Source organism: Oceanotoga sp., assembly GCF_030445905.1.
Classification (GTDB): Bacteria; Thermotogota; Thermotogae; order Petrotogales; family Petrotogaceae; genus Oceanotoga; species Oceanotoga teriensis.
In genome coordinates this window covers 1-24,958 of record NZ_JASUSU010000032.1, presented here as the reverse complement: position 1 = coordinate 24,958, position 24,958 = coordinate 1, and the positions used below count along the sequence as shown (strand labels likewise).

Annotated in this window: 18 protein-coding genes and 2 pseudogenes; 18 read left to right on the top strand and 2 right to left on the bottom strand. The window is 31.0% G+C overall.

The genetic code is table 11. The annotated features are described in order from the left end of the window. The first annotated feature begins 1 nt into the window (after position 1). The 11 genes and pseudogenes from PWP28_RS09615 to PWP28_RS09565 all read left to right on the top strand — a co-directional run bounded on the left by PWP28_RS09615 (position 2) and on the right by PWP28_RS09565 (position 16,944). Positions 2 to 379 (top strand): Rid family detoxifying hydrolase, encoded by a 378-nt coding sequence (locus PWP28_RS09615; RefSeq protein ID WP_308644660.1) that lies wholly within the window; start codon positions 2 to 4, stop codon positions 377 to 379. Positions 380 to 467: 88 nt separating this feature from the next. Next, entirely contained in the window at positions 468 to 1,064 is a 597-nt protein-coding gene (locus PWP28_RS09610) for a uracil-DNA glycosylase (RefSeq protein ID WP_305081824.1), read from the top strand. Between the two features lie 59 nt (positions 1,065 to 1,123). Beyond that, positions 1,124 to 1,450 (top strand): annotated as a pseudogene (locus PWP28_RS09605) (fructosamine kinase family protein); the annotation flags it as partial. A 262-nt stretch (positions 1,451 to 1,712) separates the two neighbouring features. Beyond that, positions 1,713 to 2,318, top strand: a complete 606-nt coding sequence (locus PWP28_RS09600) for a DUF1819 family protein (protein ID WP_305081826.1) — start codon at positions 1,713 to 1,715, stop codon at positions 2,316 to 2,318. A gap of 14 nt (positions 2,319 to 2,332) precedes the next feature. Then, a complete protein-coding gene (locus PWP28_RS09595) occupies positions 2,333 to 2,890 on the top strand; it encodes a DUF1788 domain-containing protein (RefSeq protein WP_305081827.1) in 558 nt (185 codons plus the stop codon). 20 nt (positions 2,891 to 2,910) lie between these two features. After that, a complete protein-coding gene (brxC, locus tag PWP28_RS09590) occupies positions 2,911 to 6,504 on the top strand; it encodes a BREX system P-loop protein BrxC (protein WP_308644659.1) in 3,594 nt (1,197 codons plus the stop codon). 17 nt (positions 6,505 to 6,521) lie between these two features. Beyond that, on the top strand, positions 6,522 to 10,070 hold the full coding sequence (gene pglX, locus PWP28_RS09585) for a BREX-1 system adenine-specific DNA-methyltransferase PglX (protein WP_308644658.1): 3,549 nt from the start codon (positions 6,522 to 6,524) through the stop codon (positions 10,068 to 10,070). Between the two features lie 14 nt (positions 10,071 to 10,084). Further along, positions 10,085 to 12,679, top strand: coding sequence for a BREX-1 system phosphatase PglZ type A (gene pglZ, locus PWP28_RS09580; RefSeq protein WP_308644657.1), 2,595 nt, complete (start codon positions 10,085 to 10,087; stop codon positions 12,677 to 12,679). Positions 12,680 to 12,693: 14 nt separating this feature from the next. Continuing rightward, positions 12,694 to 14,742 carry a protease Lon-related BREX system protein BrxL gene (gene brxL / locus PWP28_RS09575; RefSeq protein ID WP_308644656.1) on the top strand — a complete coding sequence of 683 codons (2,049 nt, stop codon included), beginning with the start codon at positions 12,694 to 12,696 and terminating at the stop codon, positions 14,740 to 14,742. Between the two features lie 10 nt (positions 14,743 to 14,752). Beyond that, entirely contained in the window at positions 14,753 to 15,469 is a 717-nt protein-coding gene (locus tag PWP28_RS09570) for a hypothetical protein (protein ID WP_308644655.1), read from the top strand. A gap of 11 nt (positions 15,470 to 15,480) precedes the next feature. Continuing rightward, on the top strand, positions 15,481 to 16,944 hold the full coding sequence (locus tag PWP28_RS09565; protein WP_308644654.1) for a nucleotidyltransferase: 1,464 nt from the start codon (positions 15,481 to 15,483) through the stop codon (positions 16,942 to 16,944). Positions 16,945 to 16,952: 8 nt separating this feature from the next. Here the strand turns inward: PWP28_RS09565 and PWP28_RS09560 are convergent, their stop codons facing one another. Together PWP28_RS09560 and mobC are read right to left on the bottom strand one after the other, a co-directional pair. Then, positions 16,953 to 18,296 (bottom strand): relaxase/mobilization nuclease domain-containing protein, encoded by a 1,344-nt coding sequence (locus tag PWP28_RS09560; protein ID WP_308644653.1) that lies wholly within the window; start codon positions 18,294 to 18,296, stop codon positions 16,953 to 16,955. 1 nt (position 18,297) lies between these two features. Continuing rightward, complete coding sequence (mobC, locus tag PWP28_RS09555) at positions 18,298 to 18,651, bottom strand: plasmid mobilization relaxosome protein MobC (RefSeq protein ID WP_308644652.1); 354 nt, start codon at positions 18,649 to 18,651, stop codon at positions 18,298 to 18,300. Positions 18,652 to 19,045: 394 nt separating this feature from the next. On the opposite strand from mobC, the gene PWP28_RS09550 reads away from it, so the two are divergent. The 7 genes and pseudogenes from PWP28_RS09550 (at position 19,046) to PWP28_RS09520 (ending at position 24,755) form a co-directional block, all read left to right on the top strand. Further along, a complete protein-coding gene (locus PWP28_RS09550) occupies positions 19,046 to 19,573 on the top strand; it encodes a hypothetical protein (RefSeq protein WP_308644651.1) in 528 nt (175 codons plus the stop codon). Continuing rightward, positions 19,566 to 21,257 (top strand): DUF262 domain-containing protein, encoded by a 1,692-nt coding sequence (locus tag PWP28_RS09545; RefSeq protein WP_308644650.1) that lies wholly within the window; start codon positions 19,566 to 19,568, stop codon positions 21,255 to 21,257. The genes PWP28_RS09550 and PWP28_RS09545 overlap by 8 nt, the downstream gene beginning before the upstream one ends. 165 nt (positions 21,258 to 21,422) lie before the next feature. Continuing rightward, positions 21,423 to 22,826 (top strand): hypothetical protein, encoded by a 1,404-nt coding sequence (locus tag PWP28_RS09540; RefSeq protein WP_308644649.1) that lies wholly within the window; start codon positions 21,423 to 21,425, stop codon positions 22,824 to 22,826. 17 nt (positions 22,827 to 22,843) lie between these two features. Continuing rightward, positions 22,844 to 23,011, top strand: coding sequence for a hypothetical protein (locus PWP28_RS09535; protein WP_308644648.1), 168 nt, complete (start codon positions 22,844 to 22,846; stop codon positions 23,009 to 23,011). Further along, positions 22,998 to 23,306, top strand: coding sequence for a hypothetical protein (locus PWP28_RS09530; protein WP_308644647.1), 309 nt, complete (start codon positions 22,998 to 23,000; stop codon positions 23,304 to 23,306). Before PWP28_RS09535 ends, PWP28_RS09530 begins: the two co-directional genes overlap by 14 nt. A gap of 196 nt (positions 23,307 to 23,502) precedes the next feature. Continuing rightward, positions 23,503 to 24,096 (top strand): annotated as a pseudogene (locus PWP28_RS09525) (hypothetical protein); the annotation flags it as partial. Positions 24,097 to 24,098: 2 nt separating this feature from the next. Continuing rightward, the gene (locus PWP28_RS09520; protein WP_077369906.1) at positions 24,099 to 24,755 is read left to right on the top strand and encodes a hypothetical protein; all 657 of its coding nucleotides are present in this window, start codon (positions 24,099 to 24,101) and stop codon (positions 24,753 to 24,755) included. Positions 24,756 to 24,958 lie beyond the last annotated feature (203 nt).

The following is a 24,958-nucleotide window of genomic DNA, read 5'->3' as shown; positions in this document are numbered from 1 at the left end:
AATGCTAATGATAAACACAATAAAAGCTCCTTCAGCTGTAGGACCTTACTCTCAAGCTGTAAAAGCAGGAGACTTTTTATACATATCTGGTCAAATTCCAATCATTCCAAATACGGGTAAAATTTTAAAAGGTACAATTGAAGAAAAGACAAGTCTTGTAATTAATAATATATTGAATATACTCAAATCCGAAGACTTAACATTATTTAATTTAGTAAAGATTTCAATATTTGTTAAAGATATAAATAATTTTAAAAAAATAAATGATGAATATTCTAAGATTTTTTCAGAACATAAACCAGCAAGATGTTTTTTTGAAGTTTCTAATCTTCCAAAAGACGCTGAGATAGAAATAGAGGCTATTGCACATTATGAATAAATAAAACCCCATTTGATCAATATCAAATGGGGTTTATATTTTTTTATTAAAAAATGCTATAATATAAAAAATCAAAGGGGGAAAAAATATGAATATTTTAAAGTATCTCAAGGAAAATATTTCTAACTTTTCCGATGAGTTTATTGTACCAAATATAGACCTCGACAAAAACAAAATAAAAATAATCATGATAGGTGAAGCTCCACCAGAAAACAAAAATGATTATTTATATAATGGCAAAAATTCTTTCAATTTTGAAACTTTTTCAACCGCTTTTTCAAATGCAGGAATTGATTTGAAAAATGTTGAAGATCTATTAAAGATGGGAATATATTACACAACAACTATAAAAATTCCCAAAGAAGGATACATAGTAAAAACAAAAACAATAAAAGATCATCTAAATATACTAAAAGAAGAATTGAATTTATTTGACAATTTAAAATCTATAATGCTTATGGGAGATGTTGCAATAAAAGCTTTGAATTATATTGCAAAAGAAGAAGTAGGTGAAAAAATCATTCCAAATATTTCGACATATAAAATTAGAAATAATGAATATTTTTTTAAAAATATTAAAGTATATCCTTCTTATTCAATAACTGGTAAAAATTTTTTAATAGAAAAAAGTAAAAGAATAATGATAAGTGAAGATATAAAAAAATGCTTAAATTCATCATTATAATATGATAATTGGTATGATTTTTTAATTGCATATACATTTGAAATAAAAAAACTTCTCTTGTTCATAACGATTTATGGGAACCTAATATATTGATCGATAAGGATAAAAATGATAACTGGAATATAAAAGCCATAATAGATTCTGATAGAGTTATGTATGGAGACAATGAATTTGAATTTGTTTTATGGGATATGAATGAAAGTTTTAAAAAAGGTTATAAAAAAGATATAGACAACACTGAAAAAGGAATTAAAAGAAGATTGTTATATATGTTGATTACAGCAACGGCAAATGCATATATAGTTAAAATTCAACATAACAATATTGAAGGTTATAATCAATGTTTTAACTGGGCAAAAGATCTTTTAAATAAATTGAATAAATAGTTTCTTATAAAATATTGATAAATTCAAATTTATCAATATTTTTTAGTTATATTTAGATATAATATAATTGTATATATTTTTAAGTTGTTTAATTGAGAAAATAAATATATAATAATTTTTAAATCTTAGATAGAACTATTAGAAATATTATACAAAAAATTTATCCAATATTTGAAATTATTTTAATTGTAGAATATAGGATATATTTATTTATAGCTGTAGAAAAAAATAATGAGAATTAGAATAAATAAGGAGGTACTTTATGGATAGTAATGCACCATATATAGCTTCCCTTACAAGAGAACCTTTTATGTATTATGAAATGAAAATAACTGCAAAGTTACTTGAGAAAGGATTAAGTGAAGAAGAAGCTATAGAAAAAATATTTAAAGAAAATCTATATCAATATCCTACAGAAAGAAGCCTTAAAATGAGAGCAAGAGCTTGTATAAAAAGGTTAAATGCACTTGGAGATGAAGAACTCGTATCCTGGATTATAAATAGACCTTTGGATATTTCAAGACAAGTATGTCTATATGCAATGATGAAAGATTCAAGACTTATATGGGAGTTTATGATTACTGTTATTGGAGAGAAATACAGAACCCGTAAATTTTCCTATAGCAGAATGGATCTAAATGTATTTTTCACTAGGCTTCAAGAACAGAATGATACTGTAGCAAGTTGGAGTGACTCAACAATTAACAAGCTTAAATCGGTATTTGCTAGTCTCTTAAAAGAGAATGGATATATAGATAAAACCAGTTCTAAAAGGCTTAATGAAGTGCTTTTAGATTATAAACTAAAAGATAAAATAATCGAAAATGGAGATGCAACTTGTCTTCCAGCTTTCAATTATTTTGAGTAAAGGAGTGTAGCAGAGTGAGTAATATAAATGAAAAACTTGATAGATTAAGAAACTTAATTCAAGATCCAGATTTTCTTACGGGAAAAGGACTTAGCAATGAAGTGAATATAAGAATGTTCTGCTATGATCCTGAAGATGAAATGGCAGTAAGGCATTTTACAAAACAACTTGAAAACGATAATTCCCTGGAATGTAATCTTATTTGTCATAATCTTTATCATGTGTTTTTGGAAATATGTGAGGGAAAAAATATTATTAAGAAGATTCCAGATATGGAAGAAAAAAAAGGAAGCGACTACCTTAAAGATAGGATATTAAAGTTTTCAACAACAAAAGCTTTTGCAGAAAAAATGCAGTATGAACCACACGAAAAAGGAGATGTTCTTCTACTTACAGGAGTAGGAGAGGTATATCCTTTTATGAGAGTTCATTCTCTTTTAGAAGAATTGCAGACAGGATTTGATGACATTCCTATAGTTGTACTTTATCCAGGAAGTTTTAATGGAAGATCAGTAATACTATTTAATGAATTTACGCCAAATGAGTATTATAGAGCGTTCAATATAATTTAGGATCTAGGGGGGGAATATAATTGAAAATACAAAATATGTTTTATGATGACATTAATAGAGAAATAAATGGTGTTATCAAAGTAGATCAAGATACGGAAAGTATAATAGAACAGGAACTTTCAGAATATGTTATTACTAGGGAACTTAAGAAACACTTTATAAGTTTTTTTAATTACTATTCAGATTCCTTTGATAGACCGACTGCTGATACAGGTGTATGGATATCCGGTTTTTTTGGAAGTGGTAAATCTCACTTCTTAAAAATCCTTTCATACATTTTAGAAAATAAAGAAGTAAATGGAATCAAAACTGTAGAGAGATTCAGAGAAAAATTTACAGATGATCTAGCAACATTTATGTTGATTGATAAATCGACACAGGCTCCTACAGAAACAATTCTATTTAATATTGATATAGAAGGTCCTATGGGAAAAAACAAGACAGCAGTTTTAAGGGTATTTGCCAAGATGTTTTATAAACACCTTGGATTTTATGGTGAAAATCTTAAAGTTGCAAAACTTGAACAATATGTTGATAGAAAAGGGAAAACAGAAGAATTTAGACGTGTTTTTGAAGAGAAAAATGGTGATTCATGGATAGATTCAAGAGATGTATTTGACTTCTGTGAAGATGAAGTAGTTGAAACACTTATGGAAGTTCTTGGTATGAGTGAAACAGCAGCGAGAAACTGGTTTGACTCCTCTGAAGAAATTGATATTTCAATAGCACAGCTTGTGTCTGAAATCAAAGAGTATGTTGATAGTAAGCCAGATAATTATAGGCTTCTTTTCATGATTGATGAGGTGGGACAGTATGTAGGTGCTGATACTGATATGCTTCTTAATCTTCAATCTTTAGTTGAAAAGATAGGCTCAGAGTGTATGGGAAAAGTCTGGGTAATGTGTACTGGGCAAGAAGCTCTAGATGAAATAATTAGAACAAGGGCAGACGAATTTTCAAGAATCCAGGCAAGATTCAAGACAAGGCTTTCACTTTCTTCATCATCAGCAGATGAGGTTATTCAAAAGAGAATTTTAAAGAAAAATGATGAATCCAAGGCATATCTTGAAGATGTTTATGACAAACAGAAAAATGTTATGGACAATCTCTTTAAATTTAGGGAAGCAGTCGGTGATATAAGAGGTTTTGAAGGATCAGGAGAGTTTTCTATAAACTTTCCCTTTGTGCCATATCAGTTTATTCTTATGCAGAAGGTGTTTTCTGAAATTAGAAAACATGGTAATGCAGGAAAGCATTTATCAGGTGGAGAACGCTCTATGCTTTCGGGGTTTCAGGAAGCTGCACAGAGAGTACAGGATAAGGATGAATATGCAATAATTCCTTTCTGGATGTTCTACGATACAGTTCATACTTTTCTTGATGGTTCAATTAGAAGAGTAATAGAAAGAGCAGAAAGAGCAGCAAGAGATGATAAGGGTCTTGAACCTATAGATGTTAATGTCTTGAAGCTTCTTTACATGATTAGGTATTTGGAAGATATACCTGCAAATCTTGATAATATTGTAATTATGATGGCTGAAGATATAAGAGTGGATAAGATTGATGAAAGAAACAAGATTCAAAAATCACTGGATAGGCTTATTCACCAGAACTATATTGCAAGAATAGGAGATACATATAATTTTCTTACTGATGCAGAGCAGGATGTAGAAAGAGAAATCAGAGATGAATATGTAGATCCAAGCGAGATTACAAGAAAAATTTCTGAAATGATTTTTGGGAATATATATACAACAAAAAAATTCCGTTATGAAAAGAAATATGACTTTGAATTTGATAAAAAAGTAGATGGTGTAAATTATGGTAATCCAGTTGGAGGAATGGAACTAGAGATTCTTACTATTGCAACAAGCGTAATAGATAAACAGGAACTTAGACTGATGACTGAATCTCAGAACAAGGTTCTTGTGGTACTTGAAGATACGGAATACTACAACTTCATAGAAAATGCTATGAAAATAGATAAGTTTGCAAGAAAGAAGAATATCCCACAACTTCCAAAATCAATGCAAGATATTATAAGAAGTAAACAAGACGATGCTGAGCATTTTAAAGAGGATGCCTTAGTGGAACTTAAAGAGGCTTTTATGAAAGCAAAGTTTTATATAAATGGAGATAGGACTACAGTAAAAGCTGGAACACCACAAGCTAAAATTGATGAAGCATTAGAGTATCTAGTTTCTAATGTATATAATAAACTTGACTTGATTACAAAAAATGCAGATTCAGATGAAGATATTTATAAGATTCTTGATGGAAGAGAAGATGATGGTATAATGCCAGGACTAGAGTCCAACAGAAAGGCAGCAACTGAGATTGAAACCTACCTAATAGCTCAAAACCAGCAACACCTTCCTACCAATATGGCAGATGTTCAGAAAAGATTCACATCTATTCCTTATGGATGGCGAGAAAGAGATGTTGCAGCTGTAGTTGCAAGATTAATCTATGAACAAAAAGTAATTATTAAATACGGTGGAGAAACCATAAGAACAGATGATGAGAGGCTTCCAGAACTTTTATATAAGAGAAGTGAAATAGGGAAAACAAAGATTCAAAAACGTGAAATGATAAGTATTCAAAAGATAAAAGAGGCAAGAGACTTTTTAAGAGATTTCTTTGACCTTATGGATGTGCCAGAAGATGATGATGGACTTGTAGATTTTATTATTTCTAAATTTGAAAATCTAGAAGACCATTATGATGAATTACTTAATAAATATGAGGGCAATAACTATCCTGATAAAAAGAAAATAATTGAAGCAAAGGCTACTGTATCAGATCTTCTTTATGCAAAGACAGATAATATTGCCCTTGTAAACAAGCTTATTGATATGGAAGATGAGCTTGAAGATATGCAGGAAGATATGGAATCTATTGAAGACTTCTTTAAGTCACAGGTAGATACATTTGATGAAGCAACAAGACTGGAAAGCTTGCTTCGTTCAGACCTTGATTACCTTCAAAATGAAAGTGAAGTAAACGATGCACTTAATAAAATTAGACTTATAGTCAATATCAATCCTAAAAAAGACGATTTTGATTATAGGGATGTTCCAAAACTTAATGATTATATGAAGGTAGTGAGAGAAGGACATAATAGGCTTCTTTATGGCAAACGTGAAGAAATCCTTGAAATTGTAAGACAATGTATGGAAGAAATCCATAGGGGAGATAAAAATGATAGGATTATCGGCAATATAATTAAGAAAACTGATGATTTTTATACACAAAAGAAAAAGGAAATTGCTGAAACAGAAAGTCTTAGAATTCTTGATGGATTTATTCCTAGTCTTTGGTCTGAAAAGGATCAGGCAGTCAAAGATATAATTTCTATTGAAAAAAGTAATGCCGAAGCTGAAAGAAGACGTAATGATGAAGAAGGAAAGCAAAGTGGAGAAAATGATACTGTAAAAGAAACTGAAGTATCACCTGAGCCTGAAAAGAAAAAGCATATTAAGAAATTCTATAGGCAATCAATATTCCCTGCAAGAACTCTGGAAAGTGAAAGCGACATAAGAGAGTATCTAGAGACTATTGAAAAAAATCTTATGACACTCTTAGGAGATTGTGATGGTATAGAAATAAATTAAGAAAGGAAAGGTAGGATATGAATAAAACAGCGATAAAAAACTTTGCAATCTGGGCAAGAAGAGAACTTATCGAAAAAGTTACTAAGAAAGCAAAGATATATGGAATAGAAAAAGATAAAGAAATGAAGGAGATGGATACTGCTCTTAATGGGCAGGTCCTGACTTCTGATGATAAAAAAGCAAGAAGAATATTAATTGAAAAAATAGATAAAGATGGCTTTGATGAAACTATAGAAGAGGTTGCTTATACATGGTTTAACCGTTTTATTGCCATAAGATTTATGGAAGTAAATGGATATATACCTAGCCATATAAGAGTTTTCACTTCAGAAAATAATGAGTTTGAACCTCAGATTCTGTCAGAAGCTATACATATTGATTTACCAGGGCTTGATAAGTCAAAGGTTCTAGAACTTTATAATGCTGGTAACAAGGAAGAGGAACTTTTTAATTATTTATTTATTACTCAATGTAATGCTTTAAACGAAGTTCTTCCAGGTATGTTTCAAAAGCTTAATGACTACACAGAGCTTCTTCTCCCAGATGGGCTACTAAGGAATGATTCTGTAATAGCTAAAATGGTAAAAGAAATACCTGAAGAAGACTGGAAAGAACAAGTTCAGATAATAGGATGGCTTTATCAGTATTATAATACGGAACCTAAAGATGAGGTGTTTAGTAGACCAAAAAGCGAAAAAATTCAAAAGGAAGATATTCCAGCAGCTACACAGCTTTTTACTCCTGATTGGATAGTAAGATATATGGTTGAAAACTCACTAGGAAGACTATGGATTGAAGGACATCCTGATGATGAATTGAAGGAGAATTGGAAATATTATATAGAAGAAGCAGAGCAACAAAAAGAGGTTCAAGAAAAATTAGAGGCAATAAAGAAAGAATATGCCGATATGAAGCCAGAGGACATTAAATGCATTGATCCAGCTATAGGTTCAGGTCATATTGGAGCTTATCTTTTTGATGTTTTGATACAGATTTATGAATCATGTGGTTATAAGAGGAGAGATGCAGTAAGGCTTATATTAGAAAATAATATTTATGGTCTTGATATAGATGAAAGAGCAAGACAGCTTGCGTATTTCTCTTTAATGATGAAGGCGAGACAGTATGATAGAAGATTTTTAAGCAGAAGAAATATTCCTCAGCCTAAGATATATGCAATAGAGGAGAGTAACTTTTTTAAAACAGAGAATGGAAAAAATATTATTGAATACTTTGCAAATGAAGATAATGATTTAAAGAATGATATAGATTCCATTATAGAAGATATGATGGATGCGAAAGAATATGGATCTATTATTGATGTAAAACCAGTGGATTTTGAAGTTATATATAATCGATTTGAGAGTATTAAGAAAGAATTTGCTATGAATCTAGATGGTTTATTAACATTAGAACAATTGTTACCACTTGTAGAGCAGGCAAAAATTCTATCAGGTAAGTATGATGTGGTTGTTACTAATCCACCGTATATGGGAAGTTCAAGAATGAATCCTAAACTGTCAAAATATGTTAAAACAAGTTATAAGGATAGTAAATCAGATCTTTTTGCTGTATTTATTGAAAAATGGTGTTCTATGTTAAAACCATATGGATTTAATTCGATGGTTACAATGCAGAGTTGGATGTTTTTATCTTCTTATGAAAAAATGAGGCAAAAGATATTTAACAATATGACGATTTCATCACTTATGCATATGGATAATATGGTTATGCATATAGCTTTTGGAACAGCAGTTAGTATTTTTAGAAATATTTCTATGGATAATTACAAAGGTACTTATAATCATATTAAATTAGAAGATATAGTAAATGATGTACCTGTAGAATTTCCGGTAAGAAAAAATAGTTATGCACAAATTTCGGTTGAAAATTTTAAAAAAATTCCTGGTATGCCAATAGCATATTGGGCAAGCGAAAATCTTATACAAGATTTTGAGAAAGCAAAAAAAATGGATGATTGTTTAGATGTAAGACAAGGGCTGGCTACTGGTAAAAATGCAGAATATATAAGACAATGGTATGAAGTAGAACAAGAAAAAAGTAAATTTGATTCAAAAAATGCAGAAGATTTAATTGTAACTAAGAAAAAATGGATTCCATATAATAAAGGTGGTCAAAGAAGGCAATGGTATGGAAACTATGATTATCTTGTAGACTGGGAAAATGATGGATATGATATAAAGAATTTTAGAGATAGTAATGGAAAGTTGAGATCACGACCACAAAATACAGGATATTATTTTAGAGAAGCAATTACATGGGGACTTATAACATCAGGTGGATTTAGTATAAGGTATAGAACTCCTGGAGGAATTCATGATGTATCTGGCATGTCAGCTTTTTATAATGGAAAATCTGATTTGAAATATATCCTAGGATTAATGGGATCATCTATATCGAATTATATTTTTAAAATGTTAAATCCAACAATTAACTTACAAGTAGGAGATTTTAAGAATTTCCCAGTATTAATTGAAAAAGAATATGAAAATGAAGTAATAGAATTAGTTAATGAGTGTATTAAACTTTCAAAAAAGGACTGGGATATGCATGAAACTTCTTGGGAATTTGAAAAATCTCCCTTACTTGATAGTAAGATTGATGGAAAAATTAAAACTGCTTATGAATTATATAAGCAAGAAATAAATAAAAGATTTAATAAATTGAAAGAGAATGAACAAATATTAAATGATATTTTTATAAAAATATATAATCTTGAAAATGAATTAACTCCTCAAGTAGCTGATAAGGATATTACTGTTGCAAAAATCTTCGACAGTAAAAAAGATATAGATGAAGAAATAAAAGGTAACAAGTATGTAATGACTCGTGAAGATGTGGTGAAGAATTTCTTATCCTACTTTATTGGTTGTGCTATGGGTAGATATTCTCTTGATGAAGAAGGACTTATATTTGCTGGTGGAGAGTTTGATTCATCAAAATATAGAAGTTTTAGAGCTGATGAGGATGGTATTCTTCCAATAACAGATCAAGAGTATTTTGAAGATGATATTGTAGAGTTGTTTGTTAAATTCTTAAAAACTACATTTGGAGAAGAACATCTAAATGAAAACCTTGATTTTATAGCTTCAGAGCTTAAGGGTAAGAAGAGTGACAGCAGTAGGGAAAGAATAAGAAATTATTTCTTAAATGATTTTTATGAGGATCATTGCAAGATGTATCAAAAACTTCCTATTTATTGGCAATATGATTCAGGCAAGAATGGTGCTTGTAGGGGTTTGTTTTATCTTCATAGATATGATAAAGATATGTTTGCAAAAATAAGAATTAACTATGTTTTTGAAGTGCAGGATAGGTATAAGCAAGAGCTTGTAAGAGTAGAAGACACTATTGCAGAGTCAAGTGGAAATAAAAAAATAGAACTTCAGAAACGTGCAGATGCACTTAAAAAGAAAATCATAGAATCTCAACAATTTGAAGAGAAAGTGCAGCATATAGCAGATTCTTATATAGAAATAGACTTGGATGATGGAGTAAAAGAAAATTATAAAATCTTTAAGGATGTACTGGCTAAGATTAAATAGAGGAGGTGGCAGGTTTGGACTTAGAAGAAATTTTAAAAGATTTGCAGAAAAGATTTAAGGAACCCTATCCTGAGTTTTATAATAGGAGAATTATCTTTTGGATGGATAGGGATAGAGAATTTGAAGATGAAATTGATAATCTAGAAATTTCGGATGTAAAAATAATAAAAATGTCTGAAAAAAATAAGTTCAGAGTGAAAAAACTACTGTCTTTTGATGACCAGGAGTCCGATTTTCTTGTCTATTGTCCTCTTATTTTCAATGAAAAAGAAGATAATTGGATAAATGATGTTATGAGATACAGTGAAGAATTTAGAGCAGATCTTGTATCTATACAGATTGACGAAATGAATTTACCAGATAGCATTGCTATAAGAAAGGCTGTAAAGACTTATAAGAAGTTTTTTAATGCTAAGGCAAGAAGAGAACTTATAAAGAAAAAGGCAAGTAGAATTGAAAATCCTGCACATTTAGAACTTGCTATTATGGGTGGGATTGCAGGCTGTGAAATGCAGCCAGGACTTATTATCAGAGAAGTTTTGAAAGTCGGCATTGAAAATGATGAGAATGATATTTATCAGGAATTTATAAATTATGAAATAGATGAAACTTTCTGGAGAATGGTAGGACAAGGAACAGGCTATCAAAGTGAAGAAAAGAGCCTAGAAAATTTATCTACCCATATATTGCTTACTGCGGCTTCAAGAAATATAAATAAAGAAGCATTTCTTGGTCTAGAAAATTTTATTTCCAGTCCACATGAAGCCTTTTGTTTTCAGTTTGTCGAGGACTGGCTTAGAAATACTGATGAGAAAAAGAGCTTATATGACCTTGCCCGTTATATAGAAAAAGAAATCTGTCTTGATGAAAGACTGATGAATTTTGATATATCACATTTTGAGAGCAACGAATCTTTTCCATGTGTTGATGAAATTATACTTATAAAGCTTATGACAAACATTAAAAATGACATCATAGATCCTGAAAATATTTCAGAGATATGTGATAAAAGAAGAGTTGGAGCCTGGTATAAAGAATTTAATTCATACTATGAAGGCCTTTATAACATGGGCAAAATGAAGGATTTCTATAATAAAAACCAAGCATCATTCCATATGACAAGTGCGAAGGAAGTTTGGAAATCCTATACAGATAAATTTTATTTAATGGATACCTATTATAGAAAATTTCAGAGGGCATATCAGAAAAGTCTTAGAAATTCAAATGCCAAGCTGGATGATTTATTCAAATTTACGGTAGATAGGGCTGAAGGTATATATAAGCATTGGTTTTTAGATAAACTTCTTACTAACTGGTCTAATGTTAGTGGTAGAGAGTTTGAAGAGTATGGAAAAATTTCTGAGATTAAACAGCAGGTTGACTTCTATGACAATAATATTAAAAATGCTAAGACAAAAGTCTATGTAATTATTTCAGATGCAATGCGTTATGAGGTGGCAAAAGAGCTTTCTGTAGAATTAAAACAGGATATGCAATGTAAGATAGAAATTGATGATATGTCGGGGATATTCCCTACTATTACACCTTTTGGAATGGCTGCATTGCTTCCTAATAATGGGCTTCAAACTGAAATTAGAAATAATAATCTCAAAGTTCTTATTGATGGCGAATCAACAGATATGCCTAATAGAGAAAAGGTTTTACAAAAGGCTAATAAGGATTCTAGAGTGCTTAAATATGACGATTTAATTCATATGAAGAGAGAAGAGAGAAAAGCTCAAGTAAAGGGTATGGAAGTTGTTTATATATATCATGATCAAATAGATGCAGCCAGCCATACATCAGATTCTAGGGTTTTCTCTGCCTGTGATAAGGCTATAGATGAAATTAAAAATCTGGTTAGAATTCTTGTAAATGAGTTTTCAGCTGTAAATATAATGATTACCTCAGATCATGGTTTCCTCTATACTTATGAAGAGTTTACTGAGGATGATAAGGTATCTAAAGAAGGCTTTGAAGGTGTTGTTGATTATGGTAGAAGGTATGCAATAATGGATGAATCTGCTAATCCAAGTTTCTTGATGCCTATAAAATTTGTTGATGAAAAATCAGGGCTTAAAGGATTTGCACCGAAACATAATATCCGTATTAAGAAGCAAGGTGGAGGAATTAACTTTGTTCATGGAGGAATCTCACTTCAGGAAATGGTTGTTCCACTAATCAGATACAGACATTTAAGAAATGATAATAAAGAATATCAGAGAAACAGGAGTAAATATGATGTTAAACCTGTGGAACTTAATATTCTTTCAACAGGAAGAAAAATAAGCAATATGATATTCAATCTGTCTTTCTATCAAAGTGAAATGCTTTCAGTAAATAGAGAAGCCGCTAATTTCCTCCTTTATTTTGTTGATGAATATGGAGAAAAAGTTTCTGATGAAGTCCGTATTATAGCTGATAAGAATACTGATAATGAGCAAGATAGAGTATTTAATGTAACATTCAACTTGAAAGCGGGAAAATATGATAATAAAAAGACTTATAACCTTGTTATCTATGAAGAGTCAGGTCAGATACTTCCGAAGAAGATTGAATTTGTAATAGATATTCCCTTTGCCACAGGTGAATATGATTTCTTTAGTTAAGAGGGTGATCAGGTATGGAAGAAGTAGGTTCAAGAACTGAAATAAAAGAAAAGCTTAGAGAAAATTTCGATGGAAAAATAGTGGCAAAAAATTTGACTAAAAAAATCAAAGAAGGGGCTAATGTTCCCGTATATGTTCTTGAGTTTTTGCTTGGGCAATATTGTAGCAGTGACGATGAAGAAATAATTGAAAAGGGTATAGGAACAGTTAAAAAGATTCTTTCAGATAACTTTGTTAGACCTGATGAAGCTCAGAAAACACTTTCTATATTAAGAGAAAAAGGTAGCTTTTCCATTATAGATAAGGTAACAGTAAAACTAAACATAAGAAAAAATAGGTATGAAGCAGAGTTTTCAAACCTAGGACTTAGTGATATTCCAGTACCAGAAGAATATCCAAAAAGATATGATAGGCTTCTTTGTGGCGGTATCTGGTGTATGATTCAACTTGACTATGATTATGATGAGAATGAGCAGAGTAAAAATCCTATTAGCATTACAAGGCTTACACCTATTCAAATGCCACAGGTGGATATAAAAGAGCTTAAAGAAGGTAGAAGCAAATTTACAAAAGAAGAATGGATAGATGTTATGCTTCGTTCTATTGGTATGGAGCCTGATGAATTTGAAGAAAGAGAAAAATGGTTGTTGCTTACAAGATTAATTCCACTTGTGGAAAATAATTTTAATCTATGTGAATTGGGTCCCAGAAGTACAGGGAAATCTCATATTTATAAGGAGATTTCACCTAATAGTATTCTTGTGTCTGGAGGACAGACTACTGTTGCTAATCTGTTTTACAATATGGGAAGAAAGACAATCGGTCTTGTAGGACTTTGGGATTGTGTAGCATTTGATGAAGTTGCAGGAATAAAGTTCAAAGATAATGATGGTATACAGATTATGAAAGACTATATGGCATCAGGTTCTTTTGCAAGGGGAAAAGAAGAAAAAGCCGCATCGGCTTCAATGGTATTTGTAGGTAATATTAATCAAAGTGTAGATGTACTTTTGAAAACTTCCAGCCTGTTTGATCCATTTCCAGAGGAAATGGCAATAGATACAGCTTTTCTTGATAGAATGCATTGTTATCTTCCGGGTTGGGAGATTCCTAAATTTAGACCTGAGCATTTTACAAATGATTACGGTTTTATTACTGATTATCTTGCAGAATTTATGAGGGAACTTCGCAAGGATCAGTATGGAGATAGCTTAGACAAGTATTTTAGATTAGGCAAGAATCTCAATCAAAGAGATACTATTGCAGTTAGAAAAATGGTTAATGGCTATCTGAAAATTGTATATCCTCATGGTGAATTTACAAAAGATGATCTTGAAGAGATATTGTGCCTATCTCTAGAAATGCGAAGAAGAGTAAAGGAACAATTAAAGAAGATAGGTGGTATGGAATTTTATGATGTGAATTTTTCATACATAGACCTAGATAGTTTTGAAGAAAAGTATGTGGGTGTACCTGAAGAAGGTGCGGACAAGCTTATTCCTGATGGAATGCTGAATCCTGGACAAGTATATACAATTGCAAGTGGTGGCAATGGAATGATAGGCTGCTATAGATTGGAGTCCCAAATGCTTCCAGGTAATGGGAAGTTTGAAAGAACAGGGCTTGGTACTAATCGTGAAGCTAAAGAGGCAAGTAATACAGCCTTTAATTATCTAAAAGCCAATGGTAATAGAATTAGTGCTTCAATAAGTACAACTACCAAAAATTATATTATAAACTATCAAGATTTACAGGGTATAGGAATGACAGGGCAGTTGGCTCTTCCTACTCTAATTGCATTATGCTCAATTGCCCTTGGAAAACCTGTTATAAGTAATTTAGCGGTGCTTGGAGAAATAAGTATTGGTGGAAGTATTATGAAAGTGACAGAAATTGCTGACAGTCTTCAGGTCGCACTTGATAGTGGAGCAAAGAAAGTTCTTATACCTAGTACATCATTTGTAGATTTTGGAACAGTACCTGCTGAACTTATGAGTTCATTTCAAATAATTCCATATCAAAGTGCAGAAGATGCTGTCTTTAAAGCTTTGGGGGTGGAGTAATGGATAGGGGGTGTTTCATATAAAGAGGGAGATATGTATAGGAATATTAACAAATATTATTTGGATTCCTTTAGCGTTAGCATTTACAAATCATAAAAATATAAAGTTATGGCTTCAAGGAATAATGCATTGGAATAAAGATATAAGATTCAGTATTTCTTACTTGTACAGGATTAAAATAGATAATAAATATTTACTAATTAAAGGTGAAAATATTGGACAATATCAACCTGTTGGTGGAGTTTATAAATATTATAAGTCATTTTCAAATAAAGCCAATAAGTATGAAATCTGTTCAGAGAGTAGTAAGAATTTTTATGAAGATGGGGACCTTAGATTTATAACAAAAGGAAGATATATACCTAAAATAATTAAGTGGTTTAATAGTGGAACAAACAGAGAAATAAATGTTGACAGGGAATTCTATGAAGAAATTGTTGCTCCAGGATTTCTTCCAGAAACAGCTATGAAAAATATAGAGGTGGAATTTTTAAAACAAACACCTCCTAAAATGAAGTATTCTACACATTTTAAAATACAAGAAATTTTAATTTTCAATATATTTGAAGTAAGGATGTCTGAAGAACATTTAAATAATTTGAAATTAGCAACTGAGAAATATAGAGGAAAATTAGTTTTGGTAGAAAGAGAAGATATAGAGAAAGAGTGTTTTGATTTAAATGGCAAGTCTACTAAAATAGGAGCTCATTCAAAGAACATTATATAGGAGGATGGTAATTGAAGTATTTTGAAAAAAGTAAAGAATTAAAAGAACTTATAAAAGAAATAGATGTATCAGATTCTAACTATGAAAAGGTTATACAAAGATATAACTCATTAGCAAACTATATACATGATGATTCAGATATTAATGATTTGAACCCTGATATTTATATACAAGGCTCTTTTAAGCTTGGAACAGCAATAAAACCATTAACAGAAGAAGGGTCATATGACATTGATATAGTATGCAATTTAACTAAATTAAATAGACTTTCAAAAAGCCAGGCTGAATTAAAAAATGATATAGGAGAAGTAGTTAAGGCATATGCAAGTGAGAAATCAATAAAAAATCCTGTCAAAGAAAGTAGCAGATGTTGGACTTTAAATTATGTGGATGAATCGAATTTCCATATAGATATACTTCCCTCAGTTCCATATAATGATGTAGACAATGGTGAGATTGCGATTACGGATAAAAATAAAGATTCATATTATATAAGGTCTGTAGATTGGGAAATTAGTAACCCTAAAGGCTATGCGGATTGGTTTAGGGATAAAAGTAGATATGATCTTTATAAAAAAGAACACGAAAGAAGAGTTTATGCCTCAATTGAAGCAGTCCCAGAGTATAAAATAAAAACAGATTTACAAAGAATAGTGCAAATTCTTAAAAGGCATGCTGAGGTCATGTTTGAAAATAATATTGAATTTAAGCCCTCATCTATTATTATTACAACATTAGCCGCAAAAGTCTACTATGATGCAGTAATTGTAAGTGGAGATTTTGAAGAATTACTTTTAAATATTATAAGGACTTTACATAAAGGAATTGACGAGGATGGTGGTGAACCTTGTATATATAATCCAGTAAATCATAATGAAAAATTGTCTATGAAATGGGAAAAGGATGAAGAATATTTTAATTCTTTTATGCTATGGCTTGAGCAAATAAGAACAGATTTCAATGTTGATAATGATTATATTTCTTCAAAAGATAGGCTATTTTACATGGAAAGAAGTTTAAGAAGAAAAGATACCGATATAGCTATTAGTTTAAAAGACTTACCACATCATCAGAAGTCTAAATGGGAAGTTTTATATAATTCTACAGATAAAATAAAAATCAAAGCTTTTTATTTATACAAAGGCTTCAGATATAAAGAAATAAAAAGTGGACAAGCATTGAATAAAAGTGGAAAATTAAAATTTGAAGTTGTGGGAATGAATTTAGATGGTTATTCTGTATTTTGGCAAATAACTAATACAGGAACAGAAGCAGAGAGTGCTGGTTGTTTAAGAGGAGATTTCTATGAATCTGAATTAATAGAAGGGAAAAAAATAAGAAAAGAAGATACTATGTATGTTGGAAGGCATTATGTAGAAGTATATATTGTAAAAAATGATGTATGTTTTTATAAAAGTTTACCTTTTGAAGTAAATATTACAAAAGGATTTACATTGGATTGGTTTAGAAGTTGAGATCGAACTCATCGCTCGACCTCTTTCCCTAAATAATTATCATAGTTTTTATTGTATTGATATAACCTATCTTGCTCTTGACGAGATTGATTGAGTTTCTCAATGAGAGACTCTTTTTTTGTATGAAGTTTTTCAAGGTCTTCATATATTTGCTTGGTAGTGGGTAGAACATCAGAGTCCTGGAAACTCTCAGTAACTGCCTTTTTATAAAGCATAAGTTGAGGGCTATATTCGTTGATAAAAGCCTTATCTTCAGGATATACTTTGGCATATTTATAAATTTCTTTATACTGCTCAATGATATATCTGTTTTCCATAGTCTGCTTTTTTTCTTCAATTAGCTTTTCTATCTTCTTGTTTTCTGAAAGAAGATTTTGAATTTCAGAAGCTTTATCCTGGAGTGCTTTTTCTAACTGTTCTTGTGTTTTAAAGCCTTCACTTCTAACCTGGTTGATTGTATTTGCCATAGTATAAAGATTATGCTTTACTGCCCAATGCTTGTATCCAGGAGAGCCTTTAACTTTCTCGTTAGCATTTATATCAATAACATTATCCAAGGTCTTAAATGGAGCTTTAGGGCGTTTCCCTCGCATCTGAACTTCCTCTGAAATACGTTCTTTTAATCTTTCCTCAGTATAATCTTCTCCAATTCGCATAGTCCTAGTGAAACGCTTTTGTCCATCTTTTTTCTTGAAAGCGATATGCTTTCCATGTTTGATTTCATATCCATATCCCTCCATAAGATGGAGGAAATCTTCCCAATCCTTAGCTTTCTTAATAGCTCTATCTATATCAAATTGGAGTCTACCTTTCCATGAAGTTCCCTTCTTATCTTCTTGATATTCCTTATAGGATTTACCCCTAGTCTTATATTTTTTCTTATATTTTTCATAATATTCATCTATAACCATTAGATTATTTTCCTTGCAGAGTTTATCGCTTTGATACCTAATCCTATGGTAACTTCGTTTATTAGACTGATAGCATTTTCCTGTTTTCCAATTAACATTATTAAAAATAATATGGTTGTGAATGTGGTTACGGTCTACATGGGTAGCTAGTACATATTCGTATTCACCATTTAAAACTTCTTTAGCCAGAGCAAGACCTATCTCGTGTGCTTTTTCAGGACTTACCTCTCCAGGAACAAAGCTTTGTATTAAATGTCTAGCTAAAACTGTTCCTCTAGTATCATTGACTTCCCTTGTATTCATAAACTGTAAATGGGCAGTTGAAGGAGAGCAGCCATCAGAACTTATCAATATTTGCTCGTCAGTTTTATCACCACTAGTAATATAACTAATTGCAAGGTTGAGAGTTGATTTGATGGGATGTATCTTTGTAATTGCCATTTTAATCAGCTCTATTCATATATTTTCTTGTCAGGATATTTTGAATTTTAATTATTTCTCTTGAGATATCATCATTCTCTTTTTTAAGATCTTCAATATCTTCTCTATAGATTATTCCTGTACTATTTACTCTCTTTGCAATTTGATTAAGGTTGTTAGAGTTTTTCCCTATAAGAGTTTGTAGCCTTCTAAAAACATTCATATCAATTACAAATATAGGGGCTTCAAGGACACTTTTCCTTATAAAATGTCCCATTGATTTTGACTTACTCATTTCATGTTTCTTCTTAAAAAGTTCTTTTTCTTCTGTTGTCAGCTTAATTTCAAGACGTTCATTTCTAAATCTGTTTGTCATATGAATCCTCCTTTTCTTTTTTATTTAAACAGGGTATTAGGGGTGTCCCCTAAATCATTCCGATAGGAAGAAGTAGAAAATTGAATAAAAAGAAGCGAGCCTAAAAAGGTCCGCTTCATCAATTTTCTCGTAAGTGTCCGTACACTTACTGTGCTTGCTATTAATGTTATTTTAAAAGCAGGCATTAAGCTAAGTATTTGATTTATATATTTATATTACCGCACTCTATGGCGAATGTCAGCGTGTATTAGATGTTTTATCTTAAGTTCATAAAAATAATCATTTATGAATAAAGGTTTATTTTTTCAAAGACTAAGTTAGTGTATTAGTATTGACTAATGACTAAAATACTGATATTCTCTTTTTAAGATTTACCAATTGAGGAGTGTGAAAAATGAGCAAAAAAGTAAGCTTTTTTATAGATGAGGATGTATACGAAAAGTTTTTACTTGCGATGGATATCTCTAAGGAATCCGAGGAAGAAGCTATTGAAATGTGTATGAGATGGTATATAGCAAAGACTTTTGAAAAGGCCTCTCATGAATATAAGCCTAAGAAGGTTTCTAAATCTGCTGAAGGTGTTAATGATTATTACGGGAAAGCTATTGGTCGTATTCCTATTTGGGCATTAAAGCCAGAGCAGTATAATCATAAAATTATAAGAGCATATTTTACAGCTCTTGATATAGCAGAGTCTGCCACTATAAGTATGATGGAGCAATTATGTAGTGAAAAGGATTACCCAGAACTATATGTACCTACCTTTAAAAATAATTACTCACAAATGAAAATAGATGGTGCAAAAAGTCATGGAAAGGTCTTTGAAGACGATGGGGAAAATGTATGGCTATGGGGTGAAATAGAAGATACATTATTGAAATATAAATCAAGTTTTTATAGTGGGGAGGATAAGAATGAGTAGACTAGTTGATAGTAGTATAAGTATTTATGAAGCATTAGAAAATATAAAAAATGGTAAATATGTTATGCCTGCATTTCAAAGACAGTATGTATGGAGTATGGAGCAAGTAGAAAAACTGTGGGACTCTATTCTTTTAGATTATCCTATAGCTACTTTTTTATTTTGGCATGTTGATGATGATAATGTTACTTGGGATACATATTTTTGTAACTTTTTAAATGATGTTACATTTGATAATCGTAAACAGGCAGATACAGTTAATTATGAATTAAGTAATATAAATGTTAATTTAACTGACACCGCAGTCCTTGATGGACAACAAAGATTGACTTCTTTATTTTTATCTTTATACGGAGAAGCTTTTATAAGGCAAAAATATGCAAGGCGAAAAAGCAGTGGAGGTATTGTAACAAAACTACTAATTGAATTAAATAAAAATAAGATAGCCATTGATGAAGAGGAATACAATAGTAAGAAATTTGATATTAAATTCAGCGATAAAATTGGAAAACAAAGTCCTACACAATTTGAGATAAAAAATATATTAGATACAAAGTTTCAAGATGAAAGAACTAGGGAGAAGGCCATTGAAGATACAATCTCTAATGTTCCAGCAGATAGCAAAGATTATGCTAGGAATATTTTGAATAAGCTTTACAATAAAATTTTTGAAGAAAAATTAATTAGATATACTGAAATCCATGACATGAAACAAGATGATGCCTTGGAGATGTTTGTAAGATTTAATAGTGGTGGTAAAGCTCTTCGTAAATCTGAAATAACCATGTCTATACTTGAAGCATATTGGCCAAGTGCTAAGACAGAATTCGGAAAAATACTCGTAGATTCTTATGAAGGATTTGGTACAGACTTTATAATTCGTTCAGCTCTTATGCTTTATGGAGATGTTGTAAAATCAAATATTAATAAGAATATAGCTGAAGAATTAAAAAATAATTGGAATGATTTTAAAAAGGCTTTGAAAAACTTAGAAAGCATATTAAAAGATATGAAGATAGAAGTAAGTAGATTCTCAGGTAGCTGGAACGTGTTATTACCGATCATATATTTTATTTATTATAATCCAGACTACAGAAATAATTTTGCTGGTATTCGTGCTTATTTAATAAGAGCAGTCTTATTTACTTACTTCCAATCTGGAACGACAAGTAAATTGCAACAAATGAAGAGTAGAATTAATGAAAACAATTATGAAATATCAGTTGAAATGCTTAACCAAATGAATGACCTTAGAGTAACAGATGGGAAAATTGAAGATATTTTAAATGAAGAGAAAGGCAGCAGAGTTGCTGGAGAAGCTTTATACTTTCTGAGTTTAGATTGGAGAAATAGTCATTTGAAATATGAGCAAGATCATCTCCATCCTTTTGAAAGATTTGATGGTAATAAACCTATTGCAGTATCTATGGAAGATTGGAGAAACTGGAGAGGAAATCGCAATAGGTTGGCAAACTTGCATTCCTTAGAAGGCAGAAGTAATGCCAGTAAAAGTGATATGAGACTTGTAGATTACTATAATGATATGAATGATTTTCAAAAAGAAGAATTTAGAAAACAAGCATTTATTCCTGAAGATGTATCACTAGAATTAGAAAACTTTGATGAGTTTTATGAAAAAAGAAAAGAGATATTAACTATGAAGATAAGGCAATTGTTAGGGTAAGATTATCATAAGTAGCATTTGCTGGGGGTGAGATGATTGAAAGATATGAAAGAAGTTCATAACTTTGCAGTAAAATGACTTGATAAATTTAGGAATCAAGAAATTGATTATATAGAATTAGTAGACCATTATCTGGCCGATGATTGTGATGCACTTGGATTTGAAATGGATAGTGGAGAAGAATTTTCTAAAAGATATGGAAGTGCCGTTTATGACTATAGAGAACTCCAAAAAACTATAGATTACATAAATGATATTGAACTACTAGGTTCTGCCATTTATTCAAGATGGAGATATTTTAATCATTGGGCATACGATGGAGAAGAAATTTTAGAAGATAGAAATCGTTCTTGGTTTATTCTAGCTTTAAAGCGATTGCTTGTATTATCTGCTGAAAATAATGCTATGTTTAAAGGTATACCAAAGACTATTCATATTGTATCTAATAATATTTGCTATGGGCCATGTCCAGAGCCTACAGATGAAGTAGAGCAACACCTAACAATTAGTTCTGAAGGACAAATAAAATTTTCATCATTTAACTTTGGTTACGGAATGGAAAAATATGAAAAAGGAAGAAGTAAAGATTTTAATATAGGAAAACCGGTAGCTGAAAAAATATTAAGTGCGGTAGGTGAATATTTCAGTAATGAATATATTGAAATCTTTGCTACAGATATTGGCGATTGGAAGATGGAGATAATCAATACAGATGGAGAGAGCTACCACTTCAGAGGTTCACTTTGTGCAGATTTTGAAATTGATGGCATAGACTTATCTGATCTAATTCGTGATGAAATAGGTATAAAAAATTTATATATATTTGATGGGAACAATAAGCCGGATAAGGTGAATAAAATCACTATTGAATATAATAGAGTAGCAAAAATAAAACCCAAAGAATTAATAAGTGAATCAGAAGAATATGTAACTTGGGATTACAAGGAGAGTTTAACAATTGATAGGAAGACTGAAACAATTGAACATATACAAAATATCGGGTCAGGATGCATTGTTTCAAGAAAATTTCAAGTTCAAGGAGGAGTGGAGGCACTTCTCGATGATTTAGATGGAGATAGTTTGTTTGAATATATTGAGGGAAATCCTCCAGATGTTGTTGAAAATCCAGGGGAAATAAAAGGCTATAAAATTACTATAGAATTAGAAAAAGATGGTCAGCGAATAATTATAGGAACATTTGACAAAAAAGGACTGCCTGAAGATTGGGAAGACTTTGCGGAGGCTGTTTTAGATTTTATGTTATTTTATGGGCTAGGGGAAATACTTGATCCATCTATTTATAATTTGATAAAAAGGTGGAAAGGTGAATACATATATTGCAGCGTTACCTTTGATGATAGTTATAAAACTTATTACTATTTAACAGATGATGATAGTATCGAAGTTGGAGATCTAGTTATGGTTCCTGTTGGGAAAGATAATAATCTAGCTATGGTAAAGGTTGTAAAGATAGAGTATTTTCAGAAAGAGAAAGTTCCTTTGCCCATTAATAAAACGAAGAAGATAGTCAGAAAATGTACTGATGAAGATTTTGATAGCCAATCATAGTTATGGAGGATAAAATTATGGATATTAAAGCATTAAATAAAGATTTAGCAGAGATTATTCTAGGGTTATCTTACAGTTTAGGTAAGCCTATAAGTGAGGATAAATTTGAAATAGTAGATTTGGGTATTCCACATCAACCAACATCTCTCCCAAAAGGGAAAATGGATATATATGTTTTTATATGATAATAAGTTTTTAAAGATTGGCAAAGCTGGTCCAAAAAGTAATGCTAGGTTTTATAGTCAACATTACAATCCTAAATCAGCTAGAAGTACATTAGCAGCTTCTATTCTAGCAGATGAATCAACTGCGAATAAAATCATCTCCGAGTCTAATGTAGGAGTATGGATAAAGGAGAATTGTTATAGGATTGATATATTATTTGATTCTGACTTAGGAATATTTGCGTTAGAGCTTATAGAAGCTGCACTGCATTATAAATATGAGCCTGTATATGAAGGGTTTATAAGTCAAAGATAGAATGGTAGGGGTTGTTAATATTCAATATATAGGGGTTATCATTTTCATGATACTTATAATTATGATTTGTATTGTATTAGTACTCAAATTTAAAAGAAGCCAAGGTCTTGTACTTACCACAACAGATAATTATAATGGGGAAAAAAGCAAGCTAGAATTTACTACGGAAAATATACAGAACGAATTAGTTATCCAAATGGAAATGCTCCCTGCAGAGGTAATTATTGACGAGAACAAGCTTGTTGAGATTACAAATAGCAAAGTCTTAGCTCATGTAAATAATCTAGTACCTGGTTTAGCACAGGTGGGTAATGTGGCTCACAATGCAGTCCAAGCGGCACAAGCCAATGGGGAAGTATTATATAAAGCAATAATTCCTGCAGGTACGAAGTTGGCAGATTCAAAGGCTATGGAGAATGCTATTCGTGGTATTTATCATGGTACAGATGGTATTAAAGGTCATGCAAACCTAGTAGCTGTTGAAGCACAAAAAGGAACAGCAGTTGTAGCTAATACCACAGCTGCTGCTATGGGAGTCGCTTCAATGGTTGTTGGTCAGTATTATATGACACAGATTAATGCTGAACTCGGAGAAATTAGCGATGGCATATCTAAGATTTCAGATTTTCAGGATAATGAGTATCGTAGCAGGGTTTTCTCACTTGTTGCTCATGTTAAAAAGATAGCGGATTTCCAAGTTGAAATTCTCGAAAACAATGAATTGAGACTCAGTAAAATTGCTCAACTTGATAGTCTCGAAGAAGAAAGCACTCAACTTCTAGGACAAGCTACATGGTAAAAGTATCCACCAAACAAAAATCATCCTTAAGTAATAGGAAGGTTAATACAAAATCGGATGCCTTTCTAATTGAAAGTGAAATTCCTTACTCCACACACCTAGAAAATCAATTTATTTTGGCTGAAGATGATATATCTAAATTTGAATATAAGAAGGTTGCTAAACCTGGAATTTCTGTAAAAAGGCCAGATTCGAAAAGTTATACTCTACAAAAATTTACTAGGGATTCATTTTATAAGGCTTTTGAAAATTATATTGACAATGTAGCTTTAGTTTTTTATGGAAACTTAATTTATGTGGATCCCAGGCAAATTGATAAAAATATTGTTATGGCAAATGACTTGGAGATTTCTTTAGAGGATTTTGTAAAATTCTTCATTAATTCTGGGGATCTTGATGATTTGAAAAACATAGAAATACTAACTTATATTAAGAAAGCTTCTCAGGACATTGTAAAGAATTCCATTATAAATAACGAAGAACTTGCAAACTCAATTTTCCAAGGTAAAGGTTGGTTTGAAGAACCTTATGTTGCAAATTATATATACGAAGATTCTAAACTTAGAGATAACTCTATTACAGGATTTACAATAACTACAGATTCGGGCAGAGGTAGTGGGAAATATACAATTATAATAAAACCTATTTAAAATACATTAAATAAAGAAGATTCGATATAGAGGCTTCACTTTTAAAAGTAGGGGCCTCTATACTTTTATATCCTTTTAAAAATCCTTCTTAGGTTCATATGGAATTTTTAAATTATAACCCATCCTATTTATTTCACAAAGCTTGATTACAACAAGATTGGTTTGAGTATTTAATATACTGGCTATTTAAGCTGGAGGTAATC